The sequence below is a fragment of the Proteus sp. fly-1089 genome (assembly GCF_040138965.1).
GTDB lineage: Bacteria > Pseudomonadota > Gammaproteobacteria > Enterobacterales > Enterobacteriaceae > Proteus > Proteus vulgaris_B.
The window spans coordinates 69,846-94,290 of record NZ_JBEETS010000010.1 but is presented as its reverse complement, the minus strand read 5'-3'; the positions used below and the strand labels follow the sequence as shown (position 1 = coordinate 94,290).

The following is a 24,445-nucleotide window of genomic DNA, read 5'->3' as shown; positions in this document are numbered from 1 at the left end:
GATAGCTTTTAAGATAACAATAAATGGGTTTACGCTGGATTATCAATATCAACAAATGTCACATCTAAATGATGTGTTTGAGTCAGCCATTCACCTAATGCTTTAATGCCATAGCGCTCTGTTGCATGGTGCCCCGCAGCAAAGAAATGAACCCCCATTTCTCTTGCGATATGAATGGTCTGTTCTGAGACTTCGCCTGTCACAAAAGCATCTACACCATGCTCTGCTGCATCTTGAATAAAGCCTTGTCCGCCTCCTGTACACCAAGCAATAGTACGAATAGTATCAGGTGCATTATCACCGCAATGTAATACATTGCGTTGTAATGATTTTTCTAAACGTGCTTTTAATTCAAGCGGTGCTAAAGGTAAATCAAATACGCCTTTAGGAACTAAAGGCATGATTTCACCTTCAACTTTAATGCCCATTTTTAATGCTAATTGAGCATTGTTACCTAAGATTGGGTGCGCATCTAATGGCAAGTGATAACCAAAAAGATTAATGTCATTGCAAAGTAATGTCTTTAAGCGGTTACGCTTCATTGAACGAATTACAACCGGCTCATTTTTCCAAAAATAGCCATGGTGAACTAAAATCGCATCCGCATTTAATCGTACCGCTTCATCAAGTAATGCTTGGCTAGCGGTCACCCCTGTGATTATTTTTTGAATATGAGGGCGCCCTTCGACTTGAAGGCCATTAGGTGCATAATCTTGAAAGTTTTCAATGCTTAGTTTCTCATTAATCACTCGTTCCAGATCAGTGTTTTTCATTTCATTCATCTCCCTGTTATCACGAATGCCACTATTTATATAACAATCTAATAAATAGCAATAGGTTAAAGCACCCGTTTAAGTAAACTATTATTCTTTATTGTAACGTAAAATTTGCGAATTATTTGAAGTTAAGAAAAAACGAGAAGATAGCATTGCTAAAATGCTTAAGAAAGAGAGGATAAAAATAACGCCTACATATGTAGGCGTTATTTTAATGTTCTGTTATTTGTGGCTATTTAATGCCACTTCTGATTTTGCCAGCCAAACTGGTTTATCACTTGTTTTAGACCATACACGATGTATATAGCTATAAAATTGTGCGCGTTTAGGATGAAAAACCATAACAGGAAATGCCGCAACACCTAGCGCAACAGCACCAGTACGACGGGCTAAAACATGTTTTTTTGTATATTCGTTATAAGCTGGCATAGTGCTCTCCTGTATAGAGATTAATTTGATGTTGAAATTTTACCTCATTTGATGAAATTTTACTACTGATCAGACCACTCAATTCGTGCGAAAAATCACCTTTATTTTGCTTGATATGTAATTAAATTTCAGAATATAAACATAAATAACATAATTGTTAACAAAATAAGATCAGTGTTTTTACTTAACTGAGTGAATAGTAAATAATTTCGAGGATAAATTATCAAAAAAGAAAAAAATCAAATCAGTGAGGAGATATGCAATATTCTAAAATAGGGGTTTACTGCCAAATAAGACAAATTTAGCAGTAAAAAAGTTAAAGGAATTAGATACTAGCTAACTCTTTAAATAAGCTAGGATTGTTATGAATTGCGATAAGCACTTTTGCGGTAAGCCCTGTTGGATTACGTCTTTTCAGTTCCCAACTTTTGACTGTATCAACACTAGTCCCCAGCGCATTTGCAAACTCGCTTTGTGAAACGTTAAGTTGTTTTCTAATTGCTTTTACATCAGCAACTTCAAAACGAGTAACTTTCGATGCCTTTTTATCGCCATTTTTAATTTCTACGGCTTCTTCTAAAGAGGCTTTTAAATCATTGAAGAAACTCATATCACATTTCGCCTTTAAGTCGTTTTGTGAGCTTTTTTAACTCCATCTTTTCTAGATCAGTTAAACTCACTTTTACTCTTTTTGGGTATGCCATAACTAAATAGATAACTTTTTTAGTTGCTAGAAAATAAATAACTCTAGCACTTGCGCTCTTTCCTTGGTTACCTACCGCCATTCTTATTTTACGTAACCCGCCAGTTCCTTGAATTAGATCGCCTTTATCAGGTCTACCTATCAGTTCATTTTGAAGTGTTCGTATTTCTTCATCTGTAGCTAATAACTTGATTTGCTGAGTAAACACTGACGTTTCAATAAATTCTATTGCATGACTCATTAAGTTCCCTTTCTAATCCGTCACCAAGAAGTGTACAATGTACACTATAAAAGTTCAAGATTAAATACGGGTTCTCGTACTACAGAGCGTTTTAAAAAAATCCCTCTATTAATAAACTGGGGTCAGTTCATTAAAGAGGGAATAATTATTAATTAAGATTTGTTTATTTCTTAACTGCTTTACCTTTGCCACGTAGAGTTTCGGTTAAGCCTTTCAGAAAATACCTTACCAGCTGATCACCGCAATTACGGTAGTTTTTATGTCCTGGTTTACGAAATACAGCACTAAGTTCTGGCTTAGAAACACGGAAGTCAGCAAGCTCATAAATTTTTAGAATATCCACATCTTTGAGTTCAAAAGCGACGCGTAATTTTTTCAAGATAATGTTATTTGTAATACGCTTTTCAACTTCAGGTGCTGGGAAGTTTTCATCTTTTCCGCGACGATAAAAAATAAGACCATTCAAAAAATGCCCCATTGCATTATCGTCACACTCGACAAATTCAGGTTCATCATCTTTTTTCAACCAACTATTAACTAATTCTTTCGTAACGGTGTAATCAGCTAGCTTCATGATCTCAACCATATGTGCATCACTGAGATCCAGCATGTAACGTACACTGCGTAAAACAAAATTATTTTGCATTGATTATCCACTCTATTTTTAATTCTAAATCAACCTCAATGATGGATATCAATGCTGTGATCTAAAAATATTTAATGATTAAAAAAATACACTCTACCTTTTGGTAGAGTGTATTCTATATAAATAGCTTATTACACTAACTTATTTGTTAGCAAAGACATTATTTACTATTTCAATGGCTTCTTTTTCAATTAACTCACGATGCTCAGGACCACGGAAGCTTTCGCAGTAAATTTTATACGCTTCTTCAGTGCCTGATGGACGAGCCGCAAACCAGCCATAATCTGTCATCACTTTTAAACCACCAATAGAGGCACCATTACCTGAAGCATGTGTTAAACGAGCCGTAATTGGGTCGCCCGCTAAGGTGCTTGCTGTTACCATTTCGGGTGATAAACGTGACAGCAATGCTTTTTGTTCATGAGTTGCTGATGCTTGAATACGGTTATAGCTTGGTGAACCAAAACGCTGCGCTAGTTCATTGTAATGCTCTTGTGGATCTTTGCCTGTGACTGCTTTCATTTCAGCAGCTAACAAACATAAAATGATACCATCTTTATCGGTTGACCATGGTTTACCGTTAAAACGCAAGAAAGATGCTCCTGCACTCTCTTCACCACCAAAGCCAAATTCACCACTAAATAAGCCTTGAACAAACCATTTAAAACCAACTGGCACTTCAACTAGCTCACGACCTAAGTCAGCTACAACACGGTCAATCATTGCACTTGAAACCAGTGTTTTACCTACTTTTACATCGTTAGCCCATTGCGGACGATGACGGAAAAGATAGTTAATCGCAGCCGCTAAATAGTGGTTTGGGTTCATTAAACCTGACGGCGTCACAATACCATGACGGTCATAATCAGGATCGTTGGCAAATGCTAAGTCAAATTTATCACGCAATTGTAATAAACCTTCCATTGCCCATGGTGATGAACAGTCCATACGAATAACGCCATCATGATCGAGAGTCATAAAACGGAATGTCTGATCGACTTGATCGTTAACCAATTCAAGATCAAGACCATAATATTCACCAATGCGTTTCCAGTACTCGATACCGGAACCACCTAATGGGTCAACACCTAATTTTAAGCCTGCTTTCTTAATGGCTTCCATATCAACAACGTCACCTAACGCTTTGACATAAGGCATAATTAAGTCTTGAGCTTCAATATAACCACTCACCAATGCTTCATCATAAGAAAGACGTTTGATCCCTGCTAAATTATTTTCAAGCAGTTCATTAGCGCGTTTTTCAATAACAGAAGTTAAATCGGTATCAGCAGGTCCACCGTTTGATGGGTTATATTTAATACCGCCATCTTCAGGGGGGTTATGTGATGGAGTGATCACAATACCATCAGCAATATCTTGATGCGCATCGTTGTAAGTCAAAATAGAAAAAGAGACCGCTGGCGTCGGTGTATAACCATTATTTTCTTGGATAATCACTTTCACTTTATTAGCAGCGAGTACTTCTAAAACAGAAATAAATGCAGGCTCTGACAGTCCATGGGTATCTTTACCCACGTAACATGGGCCTGTTACTCCATTTTTTGCGCGTACTTCAGCAATAGCTTGTGCAATTGCCAAAATATGGGCTTCATTGAAACTATGGCGATTTGCACTTCCGCGATGGCCAGATGTACCGAACTTCACACGATGAGCATTAATGCTAGCTTGTGGTTTAAGTGAATAATATTGCGACGTTAATTGCGCCACATTAATCAGATCACTTTGACGAGTATGCTGCCCTGCTCTTGGATGAATTGCCACAAATCTTCTCCTATTTGACATCACAAGCACGCTTTAAACAAAAGCCTTTGCAATGCATCAATTAACAATAGTGGTTAGATAGTTCCACACACCTTATCAATCTCATTCGCAGGAAATTGCATATCCTGCATGATGCTTTGTACCATTGTTCTTTTACGCTCTGTATTGGAGTTAGTAATAACCCAAAATGGCGTGCCTGAAATATGGCGCGGTTTTGTATGACGTCCACTATCGAGTAATGTTTGTTCATCACCAGCAAAATAGATGCGTGTTCGTCCATGTACTGTTTCAGCAGATTGAGTAAAAGTAGCGCTATCTAGGCTATATAACGTAGAAAGGATCTGTAAAAAACGATCAACTGATTTTGTTTTTTCTGCATAACTGTCAGATAACAACAGTTCTCGCATTTCACGGACCGGATTTTTTGCTGGTGTAATCGATTTAGGTTCAGCTTCCTGTTTAATAACAGGTGCTTGTACTGACTCAGTGACAACGACTGGCTGTACGGGCTGTTTGGCATCAAGCTTCAGTAGACGCCTTAAAATATCTGAAGCGCTTTCACCGATATGTCTAGTTTCGCTAGCAATATAGCGGTAAAGTTCGTCATCAATTTCTATCTTTTTCATTGCTACCCAGTACTGTTTTCAAAAAAAAGTAATTAGGATTATAAGATATAATCTTTAAAAACAAAATAGGTAAAATTTCAATAACTTAAAGAAGATCTATACAAGATCCAGCCATTTCAATGGCTAAGCTTGGTATTTATCCTATTGTTTATCTCGGTATCATCTTCTATTCTTTGAACTTATTCAAACAAAGTCTACTTCAAATACCGCCTTCTTACGCCACACCAGCCATCAAATAATATAAAATTCTAAATATTTATTTTTGAGCAATGTCAATATTTCAACTTTTTAAATAAGTTTGGAATAAACATCCAAATAATGTCAATTATGTGGTTTTTTATAAATTCCCCTTATCAATTATTTCTACTCTTAATCACTCACGCATATTATTACGATAAGTTGGCTTAGTATCTTGTGCATGTCATCATAGAAAAATCGTAATTATTTTTTGGTCATTAACATGAAACTCAATACATTATTAAATTATCAATTACATCAGCCTGAAACAGCACCTGCATCCAATTTACCTATTGTTTTGATCCACGGCCTTTTTGGTGACTTAAATAATTTAGGCGTCTTAGGGCGTGATCTACGCCAAGACCACACAGTGATCCAAATTGATGTGCGTAATCATGGACATTCCCCTCATAGTGAAAGTATGAGCTATCAAGATATGGCACAAGATGTACTTACATTACTTGATAGTTTACATATCTCAAAAGCCATCATTATCGGGCACTCCATGGGGGGCAAAATTGCAATGGCAATGACAGCATTAGCGCCTGAGCGAATTGCTCGCATTGTCGTAATAGATATGTCACCTGTAGCTTACAATGTTCGCCGCCACGATAACATTTTTGCGGCACTCGAAGCCGTCACTAAAGCTCAAGTTACACGACGTCAAGATGCAGTAGAAATCATGAGTCCCTTTATTAAAGAAGAGGGAGTTATTCAGTTTTTACTTAAATCATTTAAAAGTGGTGAATGGCTATTTAATTTATCTGCAATCAAAAATGCCTATTCAGAGATTATTGGTTGGCAAGAAGTCCCTACTTGGAATTATCCGGTGCTATTTATTCGTGGTGGTTTGTCGCCTTACATATTAGATGAATATCGTAATGATATTGCACGCCAATTTCCGCAAGCTAGCGCTTTTGTCGTAGCAAACACTGGACATTGGGTACATTCAGAAAAACCTAACACTGTTATTAACGCTATTCGTCGTTTTTTATCAAAAGCATAATTTATTACTGAAAGTGGCGTAATTAAGGAAGTAATAATTTATCTGAATGTATAATTATTGTACTTAATCACACAGTCTGTCGATAAAAACACCAAATGACAATAGGTTAAACTCAGGAAGCAGTGGCAGGACGTCACTATGTGGGGTATTATTGGGCGTTTCGCAATTTAGTCATTGGTATACGCCCTTTCACAGCAAAATTTATGGCAAAAGAACAAACTGATCGCACCACACTGGATTTGTTCGCAGATGAACGCAGACCTGGGCGACCTAAAACAAACCCGCTTTCTCGGGATGAACAGCTTAGAATTAATAAACGCAATCAATTAAGACGAGACAGAGTCAATGGTTTACGTCGAGTTGAATTGAAATTAAATGAAGATGCTGTGAATGCACTTAATGAGTTGGCGACTGCAAGAAATGTTAGCCGTAGCGAACTTATTGAAGAAATATTACTAGAACAATTGGCGCAAAATCACGCCTTGAAAATACATCAAAATGAGAATAGCTAGTAGCTAAACCACACAAATTTGACAGAATTACCCTGCTATTTTCGTCAAAATACGTTTTTTAGTTTTCTATTATGAAAACAAGATGTTTATTTTTCACTAGTAATTGTTCAAACACAGACAAATATACTCTAACTATTTCGAAGTGTGGCTAATTGGCAAGTAAAGGCGTTACTGTTACATACAAAGTATGTAATCAGTACGAATCAACGTAGTCAACAACGCGACAATTTGAAGTATAACGAATATAGAATAAAAGAGGTTATCTCACTTTATGGCAATCATAGGTATATTCTTCGGCAGTGATACCGGCAACACTGAAAATATTGCCAAAATGCTTCAAGAAAGACTGGGCGCTGATAATGCCGAAGTTCATGATATCGCAAAATCCAGTAAAGAAGATATCGAAGCATTTGATATTCTGTTACTAGGTATTCCTACTTGGTATTATGGTGAAGCACAATGCGATTGGGATGACTTTTTCCCAACACTAGAAGATATTAATTTTGAAGGTAAGTTGGTTGCACTGTTCGGTTGTGGCGACCAAGAAGACTATGCAGAATACTTCTGTGATGCAATGGGCACAATTCGCGATATTATCGAACCTCGTGGTGCTGTCATTGTGGGTCACTGGCCAACAGAAGGTTACCATTTTGAAGCCTCTAAAGGGCTTGCAGATGATAATCACTTTATCGGCCTTGCGATTGATGAAGACCGTCAACCAGAATTAACCGAAGAGCGTGTTGATGCTTGGGTTGCTCAAATCAAAGAAGAAATGAGCCTAGATGAAATTCTGGGATAAATAAATACTCAATATTGAGAATGATAATTATTCAATGGTGTGCTAAGATAGTGTGATAGGTAGGGGTGTTTATTTTTAAATATCATGCCTATAATCAATAAGGTTATTTATTCACCCGAGTGTTAATGAATCAACCCTATTAGTGAGCACAAAAATTAAATTCACCATTAGCAACAGGATTAAATCCGCATGACCGACAATAATAAAGCGTTAAAAAATGCTGGGTTAAAAGTTACACTTCCTCGCTTAAAGATCTTGGAAGTGCTCCAGGATCCTGAGTGCCATCATGTCAGTGCTGAAGATCTCTATAAAAAACTCATCGATATCGGTGAAGAGATTGGTCTGGCAACCGTGTATCGCGTCTTAAACCAATTTGACGATGCTGGTATTGTTACCCGACATAATTTTGAAGGTGGTAAATCAGTATTTGAATTAACTCAACAACACCATCACGATCATTTAATTTGTCTTGATTGTGGCAAAGTTATCGAGTTTACAGATGATGCGATTGAAGTGCGCCAAAGAAACATCGCTGAACGTCATGGTATCAAGCTTTCCAATCATAGCCTTTATTTATATGGCCACTGCGCTGAAGGCAATTGTAAAGAAGATAGCCACGCACATGATGAGAAATAATTCATTCTGGATAATCTCTCAGTAAAAAAAAGGAACTGTTCACAGTTCCTTTTTTATTACCTTAAATTTGAGGATAAAATAACTCTACTTAGGCACACTGATACTGTGTTTAATATGTTTTAAATGAACCACGATAGTAAATGTAACAATGACTAACAGTGACCAAGAGCCCCATTTCCCTGCATGCACAGCAGACCAAGCACCAATCTGGTTAGGATATTGCCAAACACCAAAAAATGTACCGAAATTCTCAGCAAGCCAAATAAAGAAACCTATCAGAACAAAAGCCAATAATAGTGGCATTTTTCGCTCTGTATCATAAGGCGTAAAATAAACCACACTACGAGCATAAAGACCTAAAATAAAAGCAGTTAAATACCAGCGATAATCACCGATAAAGTGATGAGAAAAGAAATTAATATAGATAGCGAGTGCAACTAAAGTTGCCATCCAATAAGGTGGATAATGTTCAATTCGTACTTTTAAAAAACGCCATGCTTGAATTAAATAACTTCCTACCGCGGAGTACATAAATCCTGTAAATAAAGGCACTTCCCACAATTTAGTGTAAGCAAAATCAGGGTATTTCCACGATCCAATTGCTGCTGATGTTTTAAATAATTCCATCACAAAACCAACGATGTGGAAAAAACAGATCGCTTTTAATTCATCCCATGTTTCAAGTTTTCCCCATACCATCCATAATTGGAAAGCAATAGCGAGAATAAGTAAAACGTCATAACGAGGTATCCCTAATATTCCTTTACTTGGTGTTGCAAATAAAATAAAAAAGAAAAATCCCGCAAATAAACAAGAACGCGCCTCTTTCACACCAAAAAAAAGAAATTCAACAATAAATCGTTTTATACCTTTAAAGGGCTTCAATGGTGGTTCTAATAAAAAATCATCCAATCGCTTTAACATGCTTCTTCCTGAAAACGTGCATTATCGAACTACATTCAATGCAGAATAATAAATAAGATGAGATAAAATGAATGGCAAGAAATTTGCCATAGAATAAAAAAACCTACAAGGATGAAAAGGACGAAAAAGGAAGGAATGAAAAAAATAAAGGTATTTACCCCCCACTACGATACCCACTCTGACTGCCTTTACTTAGGGTAAATACCTTACGCAAATTTTGCGAAATAACTGAAACACAAGAGATAAACATAACCCACTCACATTTATCTCAGACGACATGACATGACGACTTTACTTCATTACTTTTACTATATACTGCGATTTTAAAACGACTCTTTACTACTTTTTACTTCGACTCTTCTACTTCTTACTACTACTGACAATTTCACTTCATTAATGAGGTTTGTTTTTACTTATCGTAATCGTATTTAGCTTTTTTAGTTTTATTCAGGATAAAGTGTAATGAATACACTTTATCCTTATGCTGATATTAGAAAATAGTAAATGGCATTATCACGTTAAATTTAACGTCTTTTTCATCTTGGAAAATATTACCAAAACCACCTTCATAACTTGGAATATCGGAGTGGTTATCATAACGGGTATAGTGAAGTTTAAAGAGAGTGCCTTTAGCTCGACCTTCTTGAACCGTATACATAATATCCGCATTCCATGCGCTTTCTCTAATACGCTGACCTTGATCATAAATGGCTTTACCACTTGGCTTAGCATCCCATGCGTAAACATAAGAAGTACCTACCGCCCAGCCAGATAGATCCCAGTTTTTCAGATCGTACATTACACCCGCATAAAGTGCTTTTTCACCATTAGCGTTAAAGTCAGAACGACCATCCCACCAGACATCAAGACGACCATTAGATGTTGCCCAACCCGGAGTCATACGCTGTAAAAAATAACCTTGATTACCTTCAGCTTTAACCCACGTTCCTTCTACTTTGAAGTCAAATACATTGTAGGTATAACCAAAAGTCAGTGCTTGTAACCATGCCAGCCCATCATAAACATCATTAACGCCACCACCGGTCACTTTATCTTTAGCACCGTAGAATTGGTAAGACGTTCTTAATGCATTGTCAGCAATTGGGAAATCATAAGAAACTTTACCAAAATACTGATCGATATAACCATCGGCCTGACCAAATGCAGCTTCTAACACTAGGCTGTTTTTAAAATCATATTTGGCGCCGAAAGAGTGAAGATAGCTAATATTCGTTTCTAGATCAGCTTTGCGAAAGTTATACATATTCCGATACCATGGTGCTTTGTATTCATCTGTCCACATATAGGAGAAAGATAATTCACCACTTTTATCGAAATCGAAAACTGCTCCAGCTTCCGCCCCACGATAAGTTCCCGGTAAGAAGCTCCAGTGCGGGCGTAATAAACTTTGGCCTTTAGGTTGAATATATCCACCTTGTGCCCAGAAATTACCTAATTTGAATTTTGCAGCGGCTTTATACACGCTCATACCACTGCGATCGCCTGTCCATTTTTCATCCCAGCGACTTTTTGCATCACTAAAACCGATTTCATTAGGTGCCGCAGGGCCACTGTTATTCAATTCAGCAGCACCAAAGGCGGCTAAATCAATACCAATAAAATCACCAAGGTAACCTGATGAGAAGTCTAGATTAGCGTTAAAAGTAGAATGGTGTAAGTTAGCTTTGTATTTGCCGTAATCAGGACTATTTGGTGTTAACTCTTTTCTATCACGGTCACGTTGCCAATAAAAAAGACCACCCGTTAAGGTTGAGTCATCAATAAATCCTTCAGCATGAGACATTTTTGCAGGTAGTGCAGTTACAAGCAATGCGCCCATAACGACAAGTGCCACCCTGCCTGGTTTAGCATGTTGCATAACCATAGCATTGTTTCCTCTTTGACTTTGACTAAAAAAGAAATAAGCACAATGCCTATTTCCAAATATAAAACCCCAAGTGGGGAAAAACCTAAATTAGGTTAGAAACAGCATATTTTTCGCGACGCGAATTATCAACCAAAAAAAAAGAATTTTTATCAAAATATGACCAAGGGCACATAACTAAATAATCGTTTCATTTTCTTTCTTTTATAATCCCTCGTTAAAAACAAATATAACAAATTGATTTTATTTGTTTTTTATATCAATCTTTAAACAATATTAGATTTCGTTTTTATTAAAAAGAATAATAAGTAGCGCTTATAAATAAACTTTTTTAACGATGTGAAATATGTGCATTAAATCACACTTTTCTTACTACAGTCTTATTTAATGAGATGTTATGAAAAAACAGAAGAATAAAGTGATAACAAGTTAATTATTTCAAATGAAACAAATAAAAAATTATCATTTAAAATGAAAAAATTAAGATTAATTAATCCCTAAAGAATAAATACTGGATATAAATAGATGAAAAATTGTACGACATTAAAAAGAAAAATAGATAAAAAAATGCTCGATAAATAATTACCGAGCATTCTATTAATTTTGGCGCTAACTATACTTAATGTAACTCAAAATAAGGTTCAAATTAACCTTGTTGAGAAATCTTAGCCCAAGTGTCACGTAAGCCTACTGTACGGTTAAATACTAACTTATCTGCTGTTGATAGCTTATCAGCACAGAAGTAGCCTTCACGCTCAAATTGATACGCTTTTTCAACCGCCGCATCTTTTAAACTACGTTCAACAAAACCTTCACGAATAACTAAAGACTCAGGGTTAATTGTTGATAAGAAATCATCTTCTGCCGCTGGGTTTGGTACACTAAATAGACGGTCATAAAGACGAATTTCAGCAGGAACAGCATGTGGAATGCTTACCCAATGAATAACACCTTTTACTTTACGTCCATCAGCAGGATCTTTATTTAATGTTTCTGCATCATAAGTACAGTAAATGGTTGTGATTTCACCTTGCTCGTCTTTTTCAACACGCTCAGCTTTAATAACATAAGCATTACGTAAACGAACTTCTTTACCTAGTACCAGACGTTTATATTGACGATTTGCTTCTTCTTTAAAGTCAGCGCGATCAATATAAATTTCACGGCTAAATGGTACTTCACGCGTACCCATTTCTGGTTTATTTGGGTGATTTGGCGCAGTTAAAATCTCTTCGCCTTCTGGCATATTTTCAATAACCAAACGAACTGGATCGATAACAGCCATTGCACGAGGTGCATTTTCGTTTAAATCATCACGAATACAAGATTCTAATGCCGCCATTTCAACATTATTTTCTTGTTTCGTTACACCAATACGTAAACAGAATTCACGAATAGAGTCAGCGGTATAACCACGACGACGTAAGCCTGAAATCGTTGGCATACGAGGATCATCCCAACCATTGACGATATTTTCTGTCACAAGCTGATTCAACTTACGCTTTGACATCACAGTATATTCAAGGTTAAGACGAGAGAATTCATATTGACGAGGATGGCAAGGGATAGTGATATTATCCAGCACCCAATCATATAAACGACGGTTATCTTGGAATTCTAACGTACATAAAGAATGAGTGATATTTTCCAGTGCATCTGAGATACAGTGGGTAAAATCATACATTGGATAAATGCACCATTTATTTCCAGTTTGGTGGTGTTCGGCGAATTTAATACGATAAAGCACCGGATCACGCATAACAATAAAAGGTGATGCCATATCAATTTTCGCACGTAAGCACGCTTTACCTTCTTCAAAGCCACCCGCACGCATTTTTTCAAACAGCGCTAAGTTCTCTTCTACGCTACGTGAGCGATAAGGACTGTTTTTACCTGGCTCTTTTAATGTACCGCGATATTCACGAATTTCTTCAGCGCTCAGCTCATCAACATAAGCTAAGCCTTTATTAATCAACTCAATCGCATATTGATAGAGTTGATCAAAATAATCTGAGGAGTAATGAACGCTACCTTCCCATTGGAAACCTAACCACTGAACATCTTTTTGAATTGAGTTGATGTACTCAATATCTTCTTTTACTGGATTGGTATCATCAAAACGTAAATTACATTTACCCTGGTAATCTTTAGCAATACCAAAATTCAGACAAATTGATTTCGCATGGCCGATATGAAGATAGCCATTAGGTTCAGGTGGGAAACGCGTATGCACGCTATCATGTTTCCCTGTTGCCAGATCTTCATCAATTATTTGACGAATAAAGTTAGTTGGGCGGGCATCTGCCTCATTCATGGTCATTTTTTCCTCAAAGCAAAACGCATAATTAACCCACTATAATCCAATAAGCAGGTTTCATAAATACCTTAGCTAAATACACCCCTGAGATATTTATCAAAATAGAGATAAAAAAACGGGAAGTTTGAAAGACTCCCCGTTTTATCGTCTTATTTAACCATCTCTTTATAGAGGATTAAATATCTGTATAGAATTTATTTTAATACTTTGTAGATAACGGTTTTATTTCCAACCACTTCACCTGTAACTTGTTCAGCAATTTGATCAAAATCATCAATATTACTTACAATCACAGGACTTATCATCGATTTAGCATTAGCGTTTAGATATTCAAGATCTAATTCTAAGATAGGTTGACCGACTTTAACGTCTACTCCTTCTTCAACTAAACGCTTAAAGCCTTTACCGCCTAATGCAACCGTATCAATCCCCATATGAACGATGATTTCAACGCCATTATCGGTTTCAATACAAAATGCGTGGTTAGTATCAAAAATCTTAACAACCGAGCCTGTTGCAGGTGCCAATACAATATTAGAGGTTGGTTTAATTGCAAGCCCATCCCCTACAACACCACTTGAGAAAGCTTCATCCGGCACATCTTTTAATGCCACAACTTCACCATCAAAAGGCGCAACCATTTCAAGTAATACTTTTGCATTAGCATTAGCTTGTTTTACAGGTGTTTTTTCAGTAGACACGGTTGAAGCCGATGAGCCTTCATAAGCAGCAACTGGACCCTGTGTTAATACATCACGCATTGCGTTAGCCACAAGCTCTGCACGTGTACCCACAATCACTTGAACACTTTGCTTGTTTAAGCGAATAACCCCTGATGCACCTAAGCGTTTTGCATAGCTATCATTAACAATGGTTGCATCTTTTACATTTAAACGTAAACGCGTAATACAAGCGTCGATACCCGTTAAGTTGTCAGAACCACCAATTGCAGCGATATATTGACGGGCTTCTTGCTGGATGCCTTCTTTGCTATTTGCAGGGGCTGTTGTGATATCTTCATCATAACCATCGGCAGTTTCATCACCAGATACTTCATCTTCACGACCTGGTGTTTTTAGGTTGAATTTCGTGATAGTGAAACGGAAAATACCGTAGTAAATGAAGAAGAACACAATACCTTGAACAATAAGCATGTACCAGTGTACAGCAAGTGGGTTACGTGAGGATAAGAACATATCCACTAAGCCTGCACTAAAGCCAAATCCTGAAATCCACTCCATACTTGCAGCGATATAAACGGAAATTGCCATTAAGAATGCGTGAATAACATAAAGCACTGGTGCAACAAACATAAATGAGAATTCAAGCGGTTCTGTGATACCAGTGAAGAATGCAGCAAATGCACCCGCCATCATAATACCAGCAACTTTTGCTTTATTTTCTTTACGTGCACAGTGATAAATCGCCAGTGCAGCACCTGGCAAACCAAACATCATTACAGGGAAGAAACCAGCTTGGTAACGACCCGTTATACCCACTGTCGCTAAGCCTGAATCAATAGATTTCTGACCAGCAAGGAAATTAGGAATATCATTGATACCGGCAACGTCAAACCAGAATACAGAGTTCAATGCGTGGTGTAGACCAACAGGAATTAATAGACGGTTAAAGAATGCGTAAATACCAGCACCCAATGCCCCCATATCTTTAATACTTTCACCGAAGCTCACTAATCCACCATAAATAACAGGCCAGATATACATCAAAATAAAGGCAACGATGATCATGAGGAATGACGCTAAAATAGGAACTAAACGTCGACCACTAAAGAAAGAGAGTGCGAGAGGCAATTCAACTTGGCTAAAACGGTTATAAAGTTCCGCTGAAAGCACACCCACTAAAATCCCCACAAATTGGTTCTCTATTTTACCAAATGCGGCTGGTACTTCCTCTAATGGGATACCTTTGATCATAGAAACGGCCGCTGGCGAACAAAGTGTGGTTACGACTAAAAACCCGACAAATCCAGTTAATGCCGCTGCACCATCTTTGTCTTTCGACATACCATAAGCAACACCTATAGCAAACAAAACTGACATATTATCGATGATTGCGGAGCCTGATTTAATCAGTAAGGCTGCAAGCGCGTTATCGCTACCCCAGCCTACTGGATCAATCCAGTAGCCAATCCCCATCAGAATTGCAGCTGCAGGTAATGTAGCAACAGGCACCATTAGTGCCCGTCCTATCTTCTGCAGATAACTTAAAATATTCACAAACTCCCCCTTGGATAGCCCCTATACGGGATCTTATTCATACTCATTCATATTTTATAAAAAAATTGATGAGCTAATTATTTAATTCCATTTTCAGTCTAAAAAAATTATTTCGTATCGCAAATTAATTAGTCATAATTTGTGATTGAAGTCACCAATATCGTATATTTTTTAGCTGAAATGCTGGCTAAGTCAGAAAGCTTATTTTATGATTAAAAATATCTTTTGGCGGGACAATTGGGTCATCGACTAAAAATGAAAAGAAATTCGTGTTATAGATGAGCCACTGATAATCACACAATGAAATAACATGTTCCTGAATTATCAGATTTGTCTTTTTTCTATGAGGTTACTATGAGGTTAATCCCCCTATCCACGGCAAAACAAGTTGGTAAGTGGTCTGCAAATTACATCGTTGAAAAGATCAACGAATTTAATCCAACCGCAGATCGCCCTTTCGTGCTTGGTTTACCAACTGGTGGCACGCCATTGGCGACATATAAAGAGTTAATTGAATTACACCGAGCTGGAAAAATCAGTTTTCAACACGTTGTGACATTCAATATGGATGAATATGTTGGTATTCCATCAGATCATTCACAAAGTTATCGTACATTTATGTATGAAAATTTCTTTAATCATATTGATATTAAAGATGAAAATATCAATTTATTAAACGGCAATGCAGAAGATCCACAAGCAGAATGTGCACGTTATGAGGCTAAAATAAAGTCTTATGGCAAAATCAATCTGTTTATGGGGGGCGTTGGTAATGACGGTCACATTGCTTTTAATGAACCTGCGTCATCACTCTCTTCACGCACTCGCATGAAAACACTCACCGAAGACACCCGTTTAGCGAATTCACGTTTCTTCGACAATAATGTAAATCATGTTCCTAAATACGCACTGACAGTTGGTGTGGGTACTTTATTAGATGCTGAAGAGTTAATGATTTTGGCAACAGGCTTTAATAAAGCACAGGCTGTACATGCTGCCACAGAAGGTGCTGTTAACCATTTATGGACAATTTCCTGTGTCCAGCTTCATCCGAAAGCAATTATAGTGTGTGATGATCCTGCCACAATGGAATTACGCGTTAAAACATTGCGTTATTTCCAACAGATTGAAGCACAAGAGTGTCAAAAATACCAAGACTAAGTTTAGTAAAATAAGTACCTACTGATTAAGTAGTGGAAAAGGCTAAGCTCTCTTACTTATCAGCCAGAATTTACTGGCTGATATCGGCTTTTTAGATTAACTTCCCTTATCAGGAGACAAAGGTATGTTTGCCTTAACAAATGCTGTTATTTATACAGGTTACGACCGTTTAGAAAATCACGCCATTATTATTAACGGCTCCCGTATTGAGCAGGTTTGTCCACAGGATCAACTGCCAAAAGATATCTCTGTTCGTGATATGAAAGGTGCAATTGTTTCTCCTGGTTTTATCGATTTACAAGTTAATGGTTGTGGTGGCGTGCAATTTAATGACATACCAGAAAATGTCACCATTGAAACGCTAGAAATCATGCAAAAAGCAAATGAGCGTTTAGGCTGTACCAGTTATTTACCAACACTAATTACCTGTTCTGATGAATTGATGAAAATAGGCATCGAAGCAACTCGCGCCTATATGAAAAAACATAAAAATAAAGTACTGGGATTACATTTAGAAGGCCCTTACATCAATGTGATTAAAAAAGGGACGCATGATCCGCAATTTATTCGTCAACCAAGTGCTCAGATGATTGACTATTTGTGCGATAATGCTGATGTCATCGCAAAAATCACCCTTGCACCAGAAATGGTTGATGAAAAGTATGTTCGTCAATTAATCAAAGCAGGTATCATTGTCTCGGCAGGCCATTCCAATTCGACTTATGAAGAAGCACGTAAAGGGTTCCGTAATGGAATTTCATTATCGACCCATCTTTATAATGCAATGCCTTATATTACAGGCAGAGGCCCTGGCCTTGTTGGCGCTATTTATGATACACCAGAGGTTTATGCAGGTATTATTGCTGATGGTATGCATGTTTCATGGGCTAATATTCGCAATAGTAAGCGTTTAAAAGGCGATAAATTACTTTTAGTCACAGATGCAACTGCGCCTGCGGGGCTTGATCCTAATAAAAATGAGATGGATAGCTTCGTTTTTGCAGGAAAAACCATATATTATCGTAATGGATTGTGTGTCGATGCTGATGGCACATTAAGTGGATCATCACTTACCATGATTGGCGCGATTAAAAATAGCGTGATCCATGTAGGTATTCCATTAGATGAAACATTACGAATGGCTACACTTTATCCCGCTCGTGCGATTGGGGTAGAAAAAGAACTCGGTACAATTGAAGCTGGAAAAATTGCTAATCTTGCTTCTTTTGACAAGGACTTCAACCTTTGCACAACATTTGTCAATGGTATTGAAATAACTGATAACTAATGGATGTCTATGCTGATGAGTCATAACAACACTGAAACGCAAATTGGCAATATCGATCTTGTTAAACAACTTAACAGTGCGATTGTGTATCGACTGATTGATCAACACGGGCCCATTTCCCGTATCCAAATAGCCGAACAAAGCCAGTTAGCACCGGCCAGTGTGACTAAAATTACTCGTCAGTTGCTTGAACGTGGGCTGATTAAAGAAGTTGACCAACAAGCATCAACAGGTGGGCGCCGTGCTATTTCCATCATTGTTGAACACCGTAATTTTAATACCGTCAGTGTGCGGCTGGGGCGCAATGATGCGACTGTCGCACTCTATGATCTGAGTGGTAAGGTCATTATTGAGCAACACTATCCCATAGAACAAAGCACACAAAATGAAGTTGAGACTCTGCTTATTAACGCAATTGATGATTTTATTAAACAAAATCAACGTCGTATTCGTGAGCTTATTTCAATTTCCGTGATCTTACCCGGCCTTGTTGATCCCAATAAAGGCGTTGTTCGCTATATGCCTCATATGAAAGTGGATAATTGGGCTTTAGTAAACAGTCTTGAAAAACGCTTTAGCCTCCCATGTTATGCTGGTCATGATATTCGAAGCCTCGCATTAGCTGAAAACTATTTTGGTGCCACAAGAGATTGTGAAGATTCGCTATTAGTGCGAATTCACCGCGGTGCGGGTGCAGGGGTTATTATTAATAATAAAATTCTCCTCAATCAGCGCGGTAACCTTGGGGAAATTGGCCATATTCAAATAGACCCTCTGGGTGAGCGTTGTCATTGTGGTAATTTTGGCTGTTTAGAAACAATTGCATCAAATACGGCAATTGAAGCCAAAGTGCGCTATCAATTAGAGCAAGGCTACCCAAGCCAATATTTATCATCGACACAGTGTCAAATCCAAGATATCTGTCATGCTGCGGTTAAAAATGATCCATTAGCAGTGGAAACAATTAAACAGGTTGGCCTACATTTGGGTAAAGCCATTGCGATCGCAATTAACTTATTTAACCCACAAAAAGTTGTCTTAGCGGGAGAATTAACCGAAGCTGCTGAAATTTTGCTACCATCCATTCAAAGTTGTATTAATACGCAAGTATTAAAAGAATTTAGAGAAGAACTCCCTGTGGTCACATCAGAGCTTGATCATCGTTCTGCAATAGGGGCTTTTGCATTAACTAAACGAGCAATGCTTAACGGAGAATTGCTTCAACAGCTATTAGAAAAGTAAGTTATTGCTGATAAATTATACTTTTTGAGTTAAATAAATACTTTTTCTTAGTTAAATAGGAAAATGGTCTAAAATTCAAACAGTAATAGACTAAGAAAAAGAAATGTTGCATGATTTTTTCACTACATTTCTTTTTTTATGCCTTTTTGTCCCTACATTTTAATGATATTTATTCACCTCTCTCTTCTTACTGCTTTGTTTTTTCTTTTTATTCACACTTTACACTCTCTTCTTTTTGAGTATATTTTTTATCAATAAGGTTGTTTTTTGGATCTTTTTTCGACAAAATGATTAACCATCGAGCAAACGGACACGTTTCTCGAAAATTAATGCAAAAAGCAGTTGACGGATTTGTCTGTAATACGCATAATGCGCCCCGCAACGCCGACGAAGGTTATGCAAAAAAAGATGGCTATGTAGCTCAGCTGGTTAGAGCACAACACTCATAATGTTGGGGTCACAGGTTCGAATCCCGTCATAGCCACCATCTTTTTTGCGGGAGTGGCGAAATTGGTAGACGCACCAGATTTAGGTTCTGGCGCCGCAAGGTGTGCGAGTTCAAGTCTCGCCTCCCGCACCATTTTAACCTCGTCAAGAATTTATCAGTTGGGATATCGCCAAGCGGTAAGGCACCAGGTTTTGATCCTGGCATTCCCAGGTTCGAATCCTGGTATCCCAGCCATATTTCTGATAAATAAGTGTGTTGACAATTGAATTAGCGGATGGGATATCGCCAAGCGGTAAGGCACCAGGTTTTGATCCTGGCATTCCCAGGTTCGAATCCTGGTATCCCAGCCATCTTTCGCTAGATTCAATATGGCTATGTAGCTCAGCTGGTTAGAGCACAACACTCATAATGTTGGGGTCACAGGTTCGAATCCCGTCATAGCCACCATTTTTGGGATATCGCCAAGCGGTAAGGCACCAGGTTTTGATCCTGGCATTCCCAGGTTCGAATCCTGGTATCCCAGCCATATTTTGAAAGAGAGACTCGCAAAGCGAGTCTTTTTTTCTCCAAGTTGTTGCGGGAGTGGCGAAATTGGTAGACGCACCAGATTTAGGTTCTGGCGCCGCAAGGTGTGCGAGTTCAAGTCTCGCCTCCCGCACCATTGATTACTAACGTGTTTATCACGAAATCAACGATTAAGACTCGCAATAGCGAGTCTTTTTTGTTTCTGCGCTTCTATTTTCCCCCAAACAAGACTTCTGCCATTTGTACTTCTCTTTGCTTTCCTGCATTCAAAACAATTTTTTAATTCCATTTTTATTTTTCCAAGCCTTTTTGATCTCTCTGTACATACATTCACTCAAATACTATACTCCCCTATAGTATATTTAAGGATTATGTATGCCACACTCACCAGCAGAAAAAAAAGCCGCGTTAACTCGCGTAAGAAAAATAAAAGGGCAACTTCTTGCTTTAGAAACAGCCCTTGAAAATGAAAATGAATGCGGTCAGGTATTACAACAAATTGCTGCCATTCGAGGCGCTATCAATGGCCTAATGGCAGGTGTACTCGAAAGTCATTTACGTGAAGGTCTTATGGATGCTGTCGCTTCTCCTGAAGATCAAAAAAATTCCGTTGATGATGCCATTTCACTTATCCGCACTTACCTGCGTTAATAACAAAAAAAGGATACACCATGAAATCTCGTGCTGCGGTCGCATTTGGACCTGGAGAGCCTTTAAAAATTGTTGAAGTTGATGTTATGCCACCAAAAGCCGGCGAAGTGCTTATTAAAATTAGCCACACTGGCGTTTGCCATACAGATGCCTTTACGCTCTCAGGTGATGATCCTGAAGGTGTCTTCCCTGCTATTCTGGGCCATGAAGGCGCAGGTGTTGTTGTTGAAGTAGGTGAAGGCGTCACTAGCGTAAAACCTGGCGATCATGTTATTCCACTGTACACAGCAGAATGCGGTGAATGTCTATTTTGTAAATCAGGCAAAACAAACTTATGTGTTGCAGTCAGAGCAACGCAAGGGAAAGGCTTAATGCCCGATGGCACCACACGCTTTTCCTATAATGGACAGCCTATTTATCACTACATGGGATGTTCTACCTTTAGCGAATACAGCGTTGTTGCTGAAGTTTCATTAGCAAAAATTAATCCTGAAGCTAATCACGAAGAAGTCTGTTTATTAGGGTGTGGCGTCACAACCGGTATTGGTGCTGTTCACAATACGGCAAAAGTACAAGAAGGTGATTCAGTCGCTGTCTTTGGTTTGGGTGGTATTGGCCTTGCTGTTCTGCAAGGTGCAAGACAAGCCAAAGCGGGCCGTATTTTTGCCATTGATACTAATCCTGAGAAATTTGAATTGGCACGTCAATTTGGTGCGACAGATTGTCTAAATCCTAATGATTACGATAAACCTATCCAGCAAGTTCTTGTCGAAATGACCCAATGGGGTGTTGATCATACTTTTGAATGTATTGGGAACGTCAATGTGATGAGAGCCGCATTAGAAAGTGCGCATCGTGGTTGGGGGCAATCAGTCATCATTGGTGTGGCTGGCGCTGGGCAAGAGATCTCAACACGTCCTTTCCAATTGGTTACGGGTCGTTCATGGAAAGGTACTGCTTTTGGGGGGGTAAAAGGCCGTAGTCAATTACCCGGTATGGTTGAAGATGCAATGAAAGGTAATATCGAACTTAAACCTTTTGTTACCCATAAACTTCCATTAGAAAAAATTAATGAAGCTTTTGATTTAATGCACGAAGGTAAATCAATCCGAACTGTTATTCATTTCGATTAATCATCCACAAGCCTATGCCTCATAGGTTTGTCTTTGTTTTTAAAGGAGTCAAAATGGAAAGGATTGAACATCATGCCTGTTTTGGTGGCTGGCAAGAAGTTTATCAGCATACATCAAAGGTGTTAAATTGTGAGATGAAATTTGCCATCTATCTTCCTCCTATGGAAGAAGGGCAAAAATACCCTGTTTTATATTGGTTATCAGGCTTAACTTGTAACGAACAAAATTTTATTACCAAAGCTGGTGCTCAACAATTTGCGGCACAACATAGCATTATTTTAGTTGTACCAGATACCAGTCCCCGCGGTGAAAATGTCGCTGATGATAGTGCTTATGATTTAGGTCAAGGTGCTGGATTCTATTTAAACGCAACACAATCGCCATGGAATGCGCATTATCACATGTATGACTATATTGTTGATGAGCTGCCGACACTGATTGAAACACACTTTCCTGTCACGGATAAGCGCGCAATTAGCGGGCATTCAATGGGAGGGCATGGTGCATTAACCATTGCATTGCGAAATTCGACACGCTATAGCAGCGTATCAGCATTTTCTCCTATAGTGGCACCATCTATAGTTCCTTGGGGGAAAAAGGCGTTTAACACGTATTTAGGAGAGGATACTAAGCAATGGGAGCAGTATGATGCGATTGCTTTACTTAATAACGCAGAACATATCTTACCCATGCGTGTTGATGTAGGATCGGGCGATCCCTTCTATCAAGAGCAACTTAAGCCTGAATTATTTGCACAAGTTTGTGACAAAAAACATTTCCCTTATCAATTGAATTTACATCAAGGGTACGATCACAGTTACTATTTTGTGGCGAGTTTTATTGGCGAACATATTGCCTTTCATGCTAAACACTTAAACACTTAGCAATAATGCGGTGATCTCTTTGGGGAGATCATCGCATTACTTTATTACTTAAATTACTTAATGCCTAAAGCATAACGTAGCGCCGCTTCTTTAGCCTTACCTGCATGTTGAGCTGCTAAAAGACCGATATTTCTAATGACTTTTAACCCCGGTAATTGGTGACTAAAGGCATGATAAAAAACATCCATTCCCGCTTGCATCACTAAGTTATCAGGCATACGTCGGCGCTGATATTTTTTCAATAACACCATTGAATCCCAAGGCTCATAATGCTTTTTAGCTTCAGCCACTAAGTCTAAGAAACAATCTACATCACGATAACCTAAATTGACGCCCTGCCCCGCTAAAGGATTGATGGTATGAGCCGCATCTCCCAACAAAATAATCCCTTTATCAACGTAACGGCTTGCATGTTGACGCGTTAATGGAAATGAACCCGCAGCAATAGGCGTTGCTTTACCTAATCGCTCAGGAAAAGCATGTTGAATTTCTTTTTCTAACTGCATCATCGACATGTTTTGCAGTTTTCTAATTCTGTCAGGCGAGTCATACCAAACCAAACAAGCCCAGTTATCAAAAAGTGGTAAATAAGCCCGAGGCCCAGAAGGATAAAACCGTTGCCATGTTCCCTTTTCTGGTGGTAATTCTGTTTTTACTGTAATCAACATACAAGATTGGCGATATTGCCAACCATTGCTACCAATACCAGCAAATTGGCGTACTTGAGAATTCGCACCATCCGCACCTACCACTAAATTTGTGGTCACTTCACTGCCATCAGTAAGTGTTACTTTCCACTTATCATCTAAATAGGTCATTTTACTTAGACTGTTTGGGCATAATAAAGTGATATTGCTATAACGTTCAGCTTCTTGCCAAAGTGCTAATTGCAAAATACGGTTTTCAACCATATACCCCAATTCGGGCAACCCTAAGCTTTTTGCATCAAAAATAACATGAGCATTTTCTTCTTCCCATGTTTCAAGAGTAAGATAAGGCGCAGAACGCATAGCCAAAACATGTTGCCATGCACCTAGTTGTTTTAATAGACTAACGGACGCACAGCTAATCGCAGAAATACGGATATCAGGATGAGATGACGCATCAAAAGGTGCTGGGGACTGTCGTTCAATCATTGCGACACGCAATCCTTCTTGCGCCAGTCCAATTGCAACAGCAGCGCCAATCATCCCGCCACCCGCGATGATTGCATCAAAATCGTTTTTTACATTACTCATCATTGTTATGCCATAACTCATTACTTTAAATAATAGGTAAGCGCTGTTTCAGTTTATTTTGATTAAACTAAACGCCATAAAGAATTAGCGCCGACTTACTCTAGTCACTGACCACACAA

General features: G+C 38.3%; 22 protein-coding genes and 7 tRNA genes. 17 read left to right on the top strand and 12 right to left on the bottom strand.

The genetic code is table 11. The annotated features are described in order from the left end of the window. Positions 1-29: 29 nt before the first annotated feature. The 7 genes from ABN080_RS17510 to seqA form a co-directional block, all read right to left on the bottom strand. On the bottom strand, positions 30-773 hold the full coding sequence (locus ABN080_RS17510; protein ID WP_349439380.1) for a type 2 GTP cyclohydrolase I: 744 nt from the start codon (positions 771-773) through the stop codon (positions 30-32). 225 nt (positions 774-998) lie between these two features. After that, the gene (locus ABN080_RS17505; protein WP_072070216.1) at positions 999-1,205 is read right to left on the bottom strand and encodes a YbfA family protein; all 207 of its coding nucleotides are present in this window, start codon (positions 1,203-1,205) and stop codon (positions 999-1,001) included. Between the two features lie 325 nt (positions 1,206-1,530). Next, positions 1,531-1,815 (bottom strand): NadS family protein, encoded by a 285-nt coding sequence (nadS, locus tag ABN080_RS17500; RefSeq protein ID WP_197269428.1) that lies wholly within the window; start codon positions 1,813-1,815, stop codon positions 1,531-1,533. Between the two features lies 1 nt (position 1,816). Continuing rightward, on the bottom strand, positions 1,817-2,149 hold the full coding sequence (locus ABN080_RS17495; protein WP_340895608.1) for a type II toxin-antitoxin system RelE/ParE family toxin: 333 nt from the start codon (positions 2,147-2,149) through the stop codon (positions 1,817-1,819). Positions 2,150-2,312: 163 nt separating this feature from the next. After that, the gene (locus tag ABN080_RS17490; protein ID WP_072070218.1) at positions 2,313-2,795 is read right to left on the bottom strand and encodes a YehS family protein; all 483 of its coding nucleotides are present in this window, start codon (positions 2,793-2,795) and stop codon (positions 2,313-2,315) included. Between the two features lie 141 nt (positions 2,796-2,936). Then, on the bottom strand, positions 2,937-4,577 hold the full coding sequence (gene pgm, locus ABN080_RS17485) for a phosphoglucomutase (alpha-D-glucose-1,6-bisphosphate-dependent) (RefSeq protein ID WP_196553431.1): 1,641 nt from the start codon (positions 4,575-4,577) through the stop codon (positions 2,937-2,939). A 74-nt stretch (positions 4,578-4,651) separates the two neighbouring features. Next, complete coding sequence (seqA, locus tag ABN080_RS17480; protein WP_072070220.1) at positions 4,652-5,203, bottom strand: replication initiation negative regulator SeqA; 552 nt, start codon at positions 5,201-5,203, stop codon at positions 4,652-4,654. Positions 5,204-5,663: 460 nt separating this feature from the next. Here seqA and ybfF point away from each other — a divergent pair, with 460 nt between their 5' ends. The 4 genes from ybfF to fur all read left to right on the top strand — a co-directional run bounded on the left by ybfF (position 5,664) and on the right by fur (position 8,393). Continuing rightward, positions 5,664-6,446 carry an esterase gene (ybfF, locus tag ABN080_RS17475; RefSeq protein WP_349441629.1) on the top strand — a complete coding sequence of 261 codons (783 nt, stop codon included), beginning with the start codon at positions 5,664-5,666 and terminating at the stop codon, positions 6,444-6,446. Positions 6,447-6,649: 203 nt separating this feature from the next. Then, complete coding sequence (gene ybfE, locus ABN080_RS17470; RefSeq protein ID WP_109410031.1) at positions 6,650-6,958, top strand: LexA regulated protein; 309 nt, start codon at positions 6,650-6,652, stop codon at positions 6,956-6,958. A 271-nt stretch (positions 6,959-7,229) separates the two neighbouring features. Further along, a complete protein-coding gene (fldA, locus tag ABN080_RS17465; protein WP_115351382.1) occupies positions 7,230-7,757 on the top strand; it encodes a flavodoxin FldA in 528 nt (175 codons plus the stop codon). Between the two features lie 189 nt (positions 7,758-7,946). Then, entirely contained in the window at positions 7,947-8,393 is a 447-nt protein-coding gene (gene fur / locus ABN080_RS17460; protein WP_006537692.1) for a ferric iron uptake transcriptional regulator, read from the top strand. A gap of 84 nt (positions 8,394-8,477) precedes the next feature. Here the strand turns inward: fur and ABN080_RS17455 are convergent, their stop codons facing one another. From ABN080_RS17455 to nagE, 4 genes are all read right to left on the bottom strand, one after another. Next, a complete protein-coding gene (locus tag ABN080_RS17455; protein WP_072070223.1) occupies positions 8,478-9,317 on the bottom strand; it encodes a DUF817 domain-containing protein in 840 nt (279 codons plus the stop codon). Positions 9,318-9,807: 490 nt separating this feature from the next. Then, positions 9,808-11,202 (bottom strand): chitoporin ChiP, encoded by a 1,395-nt coding sequence (gene chiP, locus ABN080_RS17450; protein WP_115351380.1) that lies wholly within the window; start codon positions 11,200-11,202, stop codon positions 9,808-9,810. Positions 11,203-11,848: 646 nt separating this feature from the next. After that, positions 11,849-13,516, bottom strand: a complete 1,668-nt coding sequence (gene glnS / locus ABN080_RS17445; RefSeq protein WP_115351379.1) for a glutamine--tRNA ligase — start codon at positions 13,514-13,516, stop codon at positions 11,849-11,851. Between the two features lie 197 nt (positions 13,517-13,713). Beyond that, positions 13,714-15,756, bottom strand: a complete 2,043-nt coding sequence (gene nagE, locus ABN080_RS17440) for an N-acetylglucosamine-specific PTS transporter subunit IIBC (RefSeq protein WP_349441628.1) — start codon at positions 15,754-15,756, stop codon at positions 13,714-13,716. A gap of 354 nt (positions 15,757-16,110) precedes the next feature. On the opposite strand from nagE, the gene nagB reads away from it, so the two are divergent. The 13 genes from nagB to fghA all read left to right on the top strand — a co-directional run bounded on the left by nagB (position 16,111) and on the right by fghA (position 23,088). Continuing rightward, positions 16,111-16,917: a glucosamine-6-phosphate deaminase gene (gene nagB, locus ABN080_RS17435; RefSeq protein WP_196553434.1), complete on the top strand. Its 807-nt coding sequence runs from the start codon at positions 16,111-16,113 to the stop codon at positions 16,915-16,917. Between the two features lie 124 nt (positions 16,918-17,041). Then, entirely contained in the window at positions 17,042-18,205 is a 1,164-nt protein-coding gene (nagA, locus tag ABN080_RS17430) for an N-acetylglucosamine-6-phosphate deacetylase (protein WP_196553435.1), read from the top strand. A gap of 9 nt (positions 18,206-18,214) precedes the next feature. Next, a complete protein-coding gene (nagC, locus tag ABN080_RS17425; protein ID WP_082151829.1) occupies positions 18,215-19,447 on the top strand; it encodes a DNA-binding transcriptional regulator NagC in 1,233 nt (410 codons plus the stop codon). Between the two features lie 410 nt (positions 19,448-19,857). Continuing rightward, positions 19,858-19,934: transfer RNA gene (locus ABN080_RS17420), tRNA-Met, on the top strand. An 8-nt stretch (positions 19,935-19,942) separates the two neighbouring features. Beyond that, positions 19,943-20,027: transfer RNA gene (locus ABN080_RS17415), tRNA-Leu, on the top strand. Positions 20,028-20,054: 27 nt separating this feature from the next. After that, positions 20,055-20,129: transfer RNA gene (locus ABN080_RS17410), tRNA-Gln, on the top strand. A gap of 41 nt (positions 20,130-20,170) precedes the next feature. Next, positions 20,171-20,245, top strand: a tRNA-Gln gene (locus tag ABN080_RS17405). Between the two features lie 20 nt (positions 20,246-20,265). Then, positions 20,266-20,342 (top strand) — tRNA-Met (locus tag ABN080_RS17400). Positions 20,343-20,346: 4 nt separating this feature from the next. Beyond that, positions 20,347-20,421 (top strand) — tRNA-Gln (locus tag ABN080_RS17395). Between the two features lie 50 nt (positions 20,422-20,471). Further along, a tRNA-Leu gene (locus ABN080_RS17390) sits at positions 20,472-20,556 on the top strand. A 239-nt stretch (positions 20,557-20,795) separates the two neighbouring features. Further along, the gene (locus ABN080_RS17385; protein WP_036938507.1) at positions 20,796-21,071 is read left to right on the top strand and encodes a metal-sensing transcriptional repressor; all 276 of its coding nucleotides are present in this window, start codon (positions 20,796-20,798) and stop codon (positions 21,069-21,071) included. Between the two features lie 20 nt (positions 21,072-21,091). Continuing rightward, positions 21,092-22,204, top strand: a complete 1,113-nt coding sequence (locus tag ABN080_RS17380; protein WP_196553436.1) for an S-(hydroxymethyl)glutathione dehydrogenase/class III alcohol dehydrogenase — start codon at positions 21,092-21,094, stop codon at positions 22,202-22,204. Between the two features lie 53 nt (positions 22,205-22,257). Next, positions 22,258-23,088: an S-formylglutathione hydrolase gene (fghA, locus tag ABN080_RS17375; protein WP_349441627.1), complete on the top strand. Its 831-nt coding sequence runs from the start codon at positions 22,258-22,260 to the stop codon at positions 23,086-23,088. Positions 23,089-23,141: 53 nt separating this feature from the next. Here fghA and ubiF read toward each other — a convergent pair whose 3' ends face one another. Continuing rightward, entirely contained in the window at positions 23,142-24,329 is a 1,188-nt protein-coding gene (ubiF, locus tag ABN080_RS17370) for a 3-demethoxyubiquinol 3-hydroxylase (RefSeq protein ID WP_196553438.1), read from the bottom strand. Positions 24,330-24,445 lie beyond the last annotated feature (116 nt).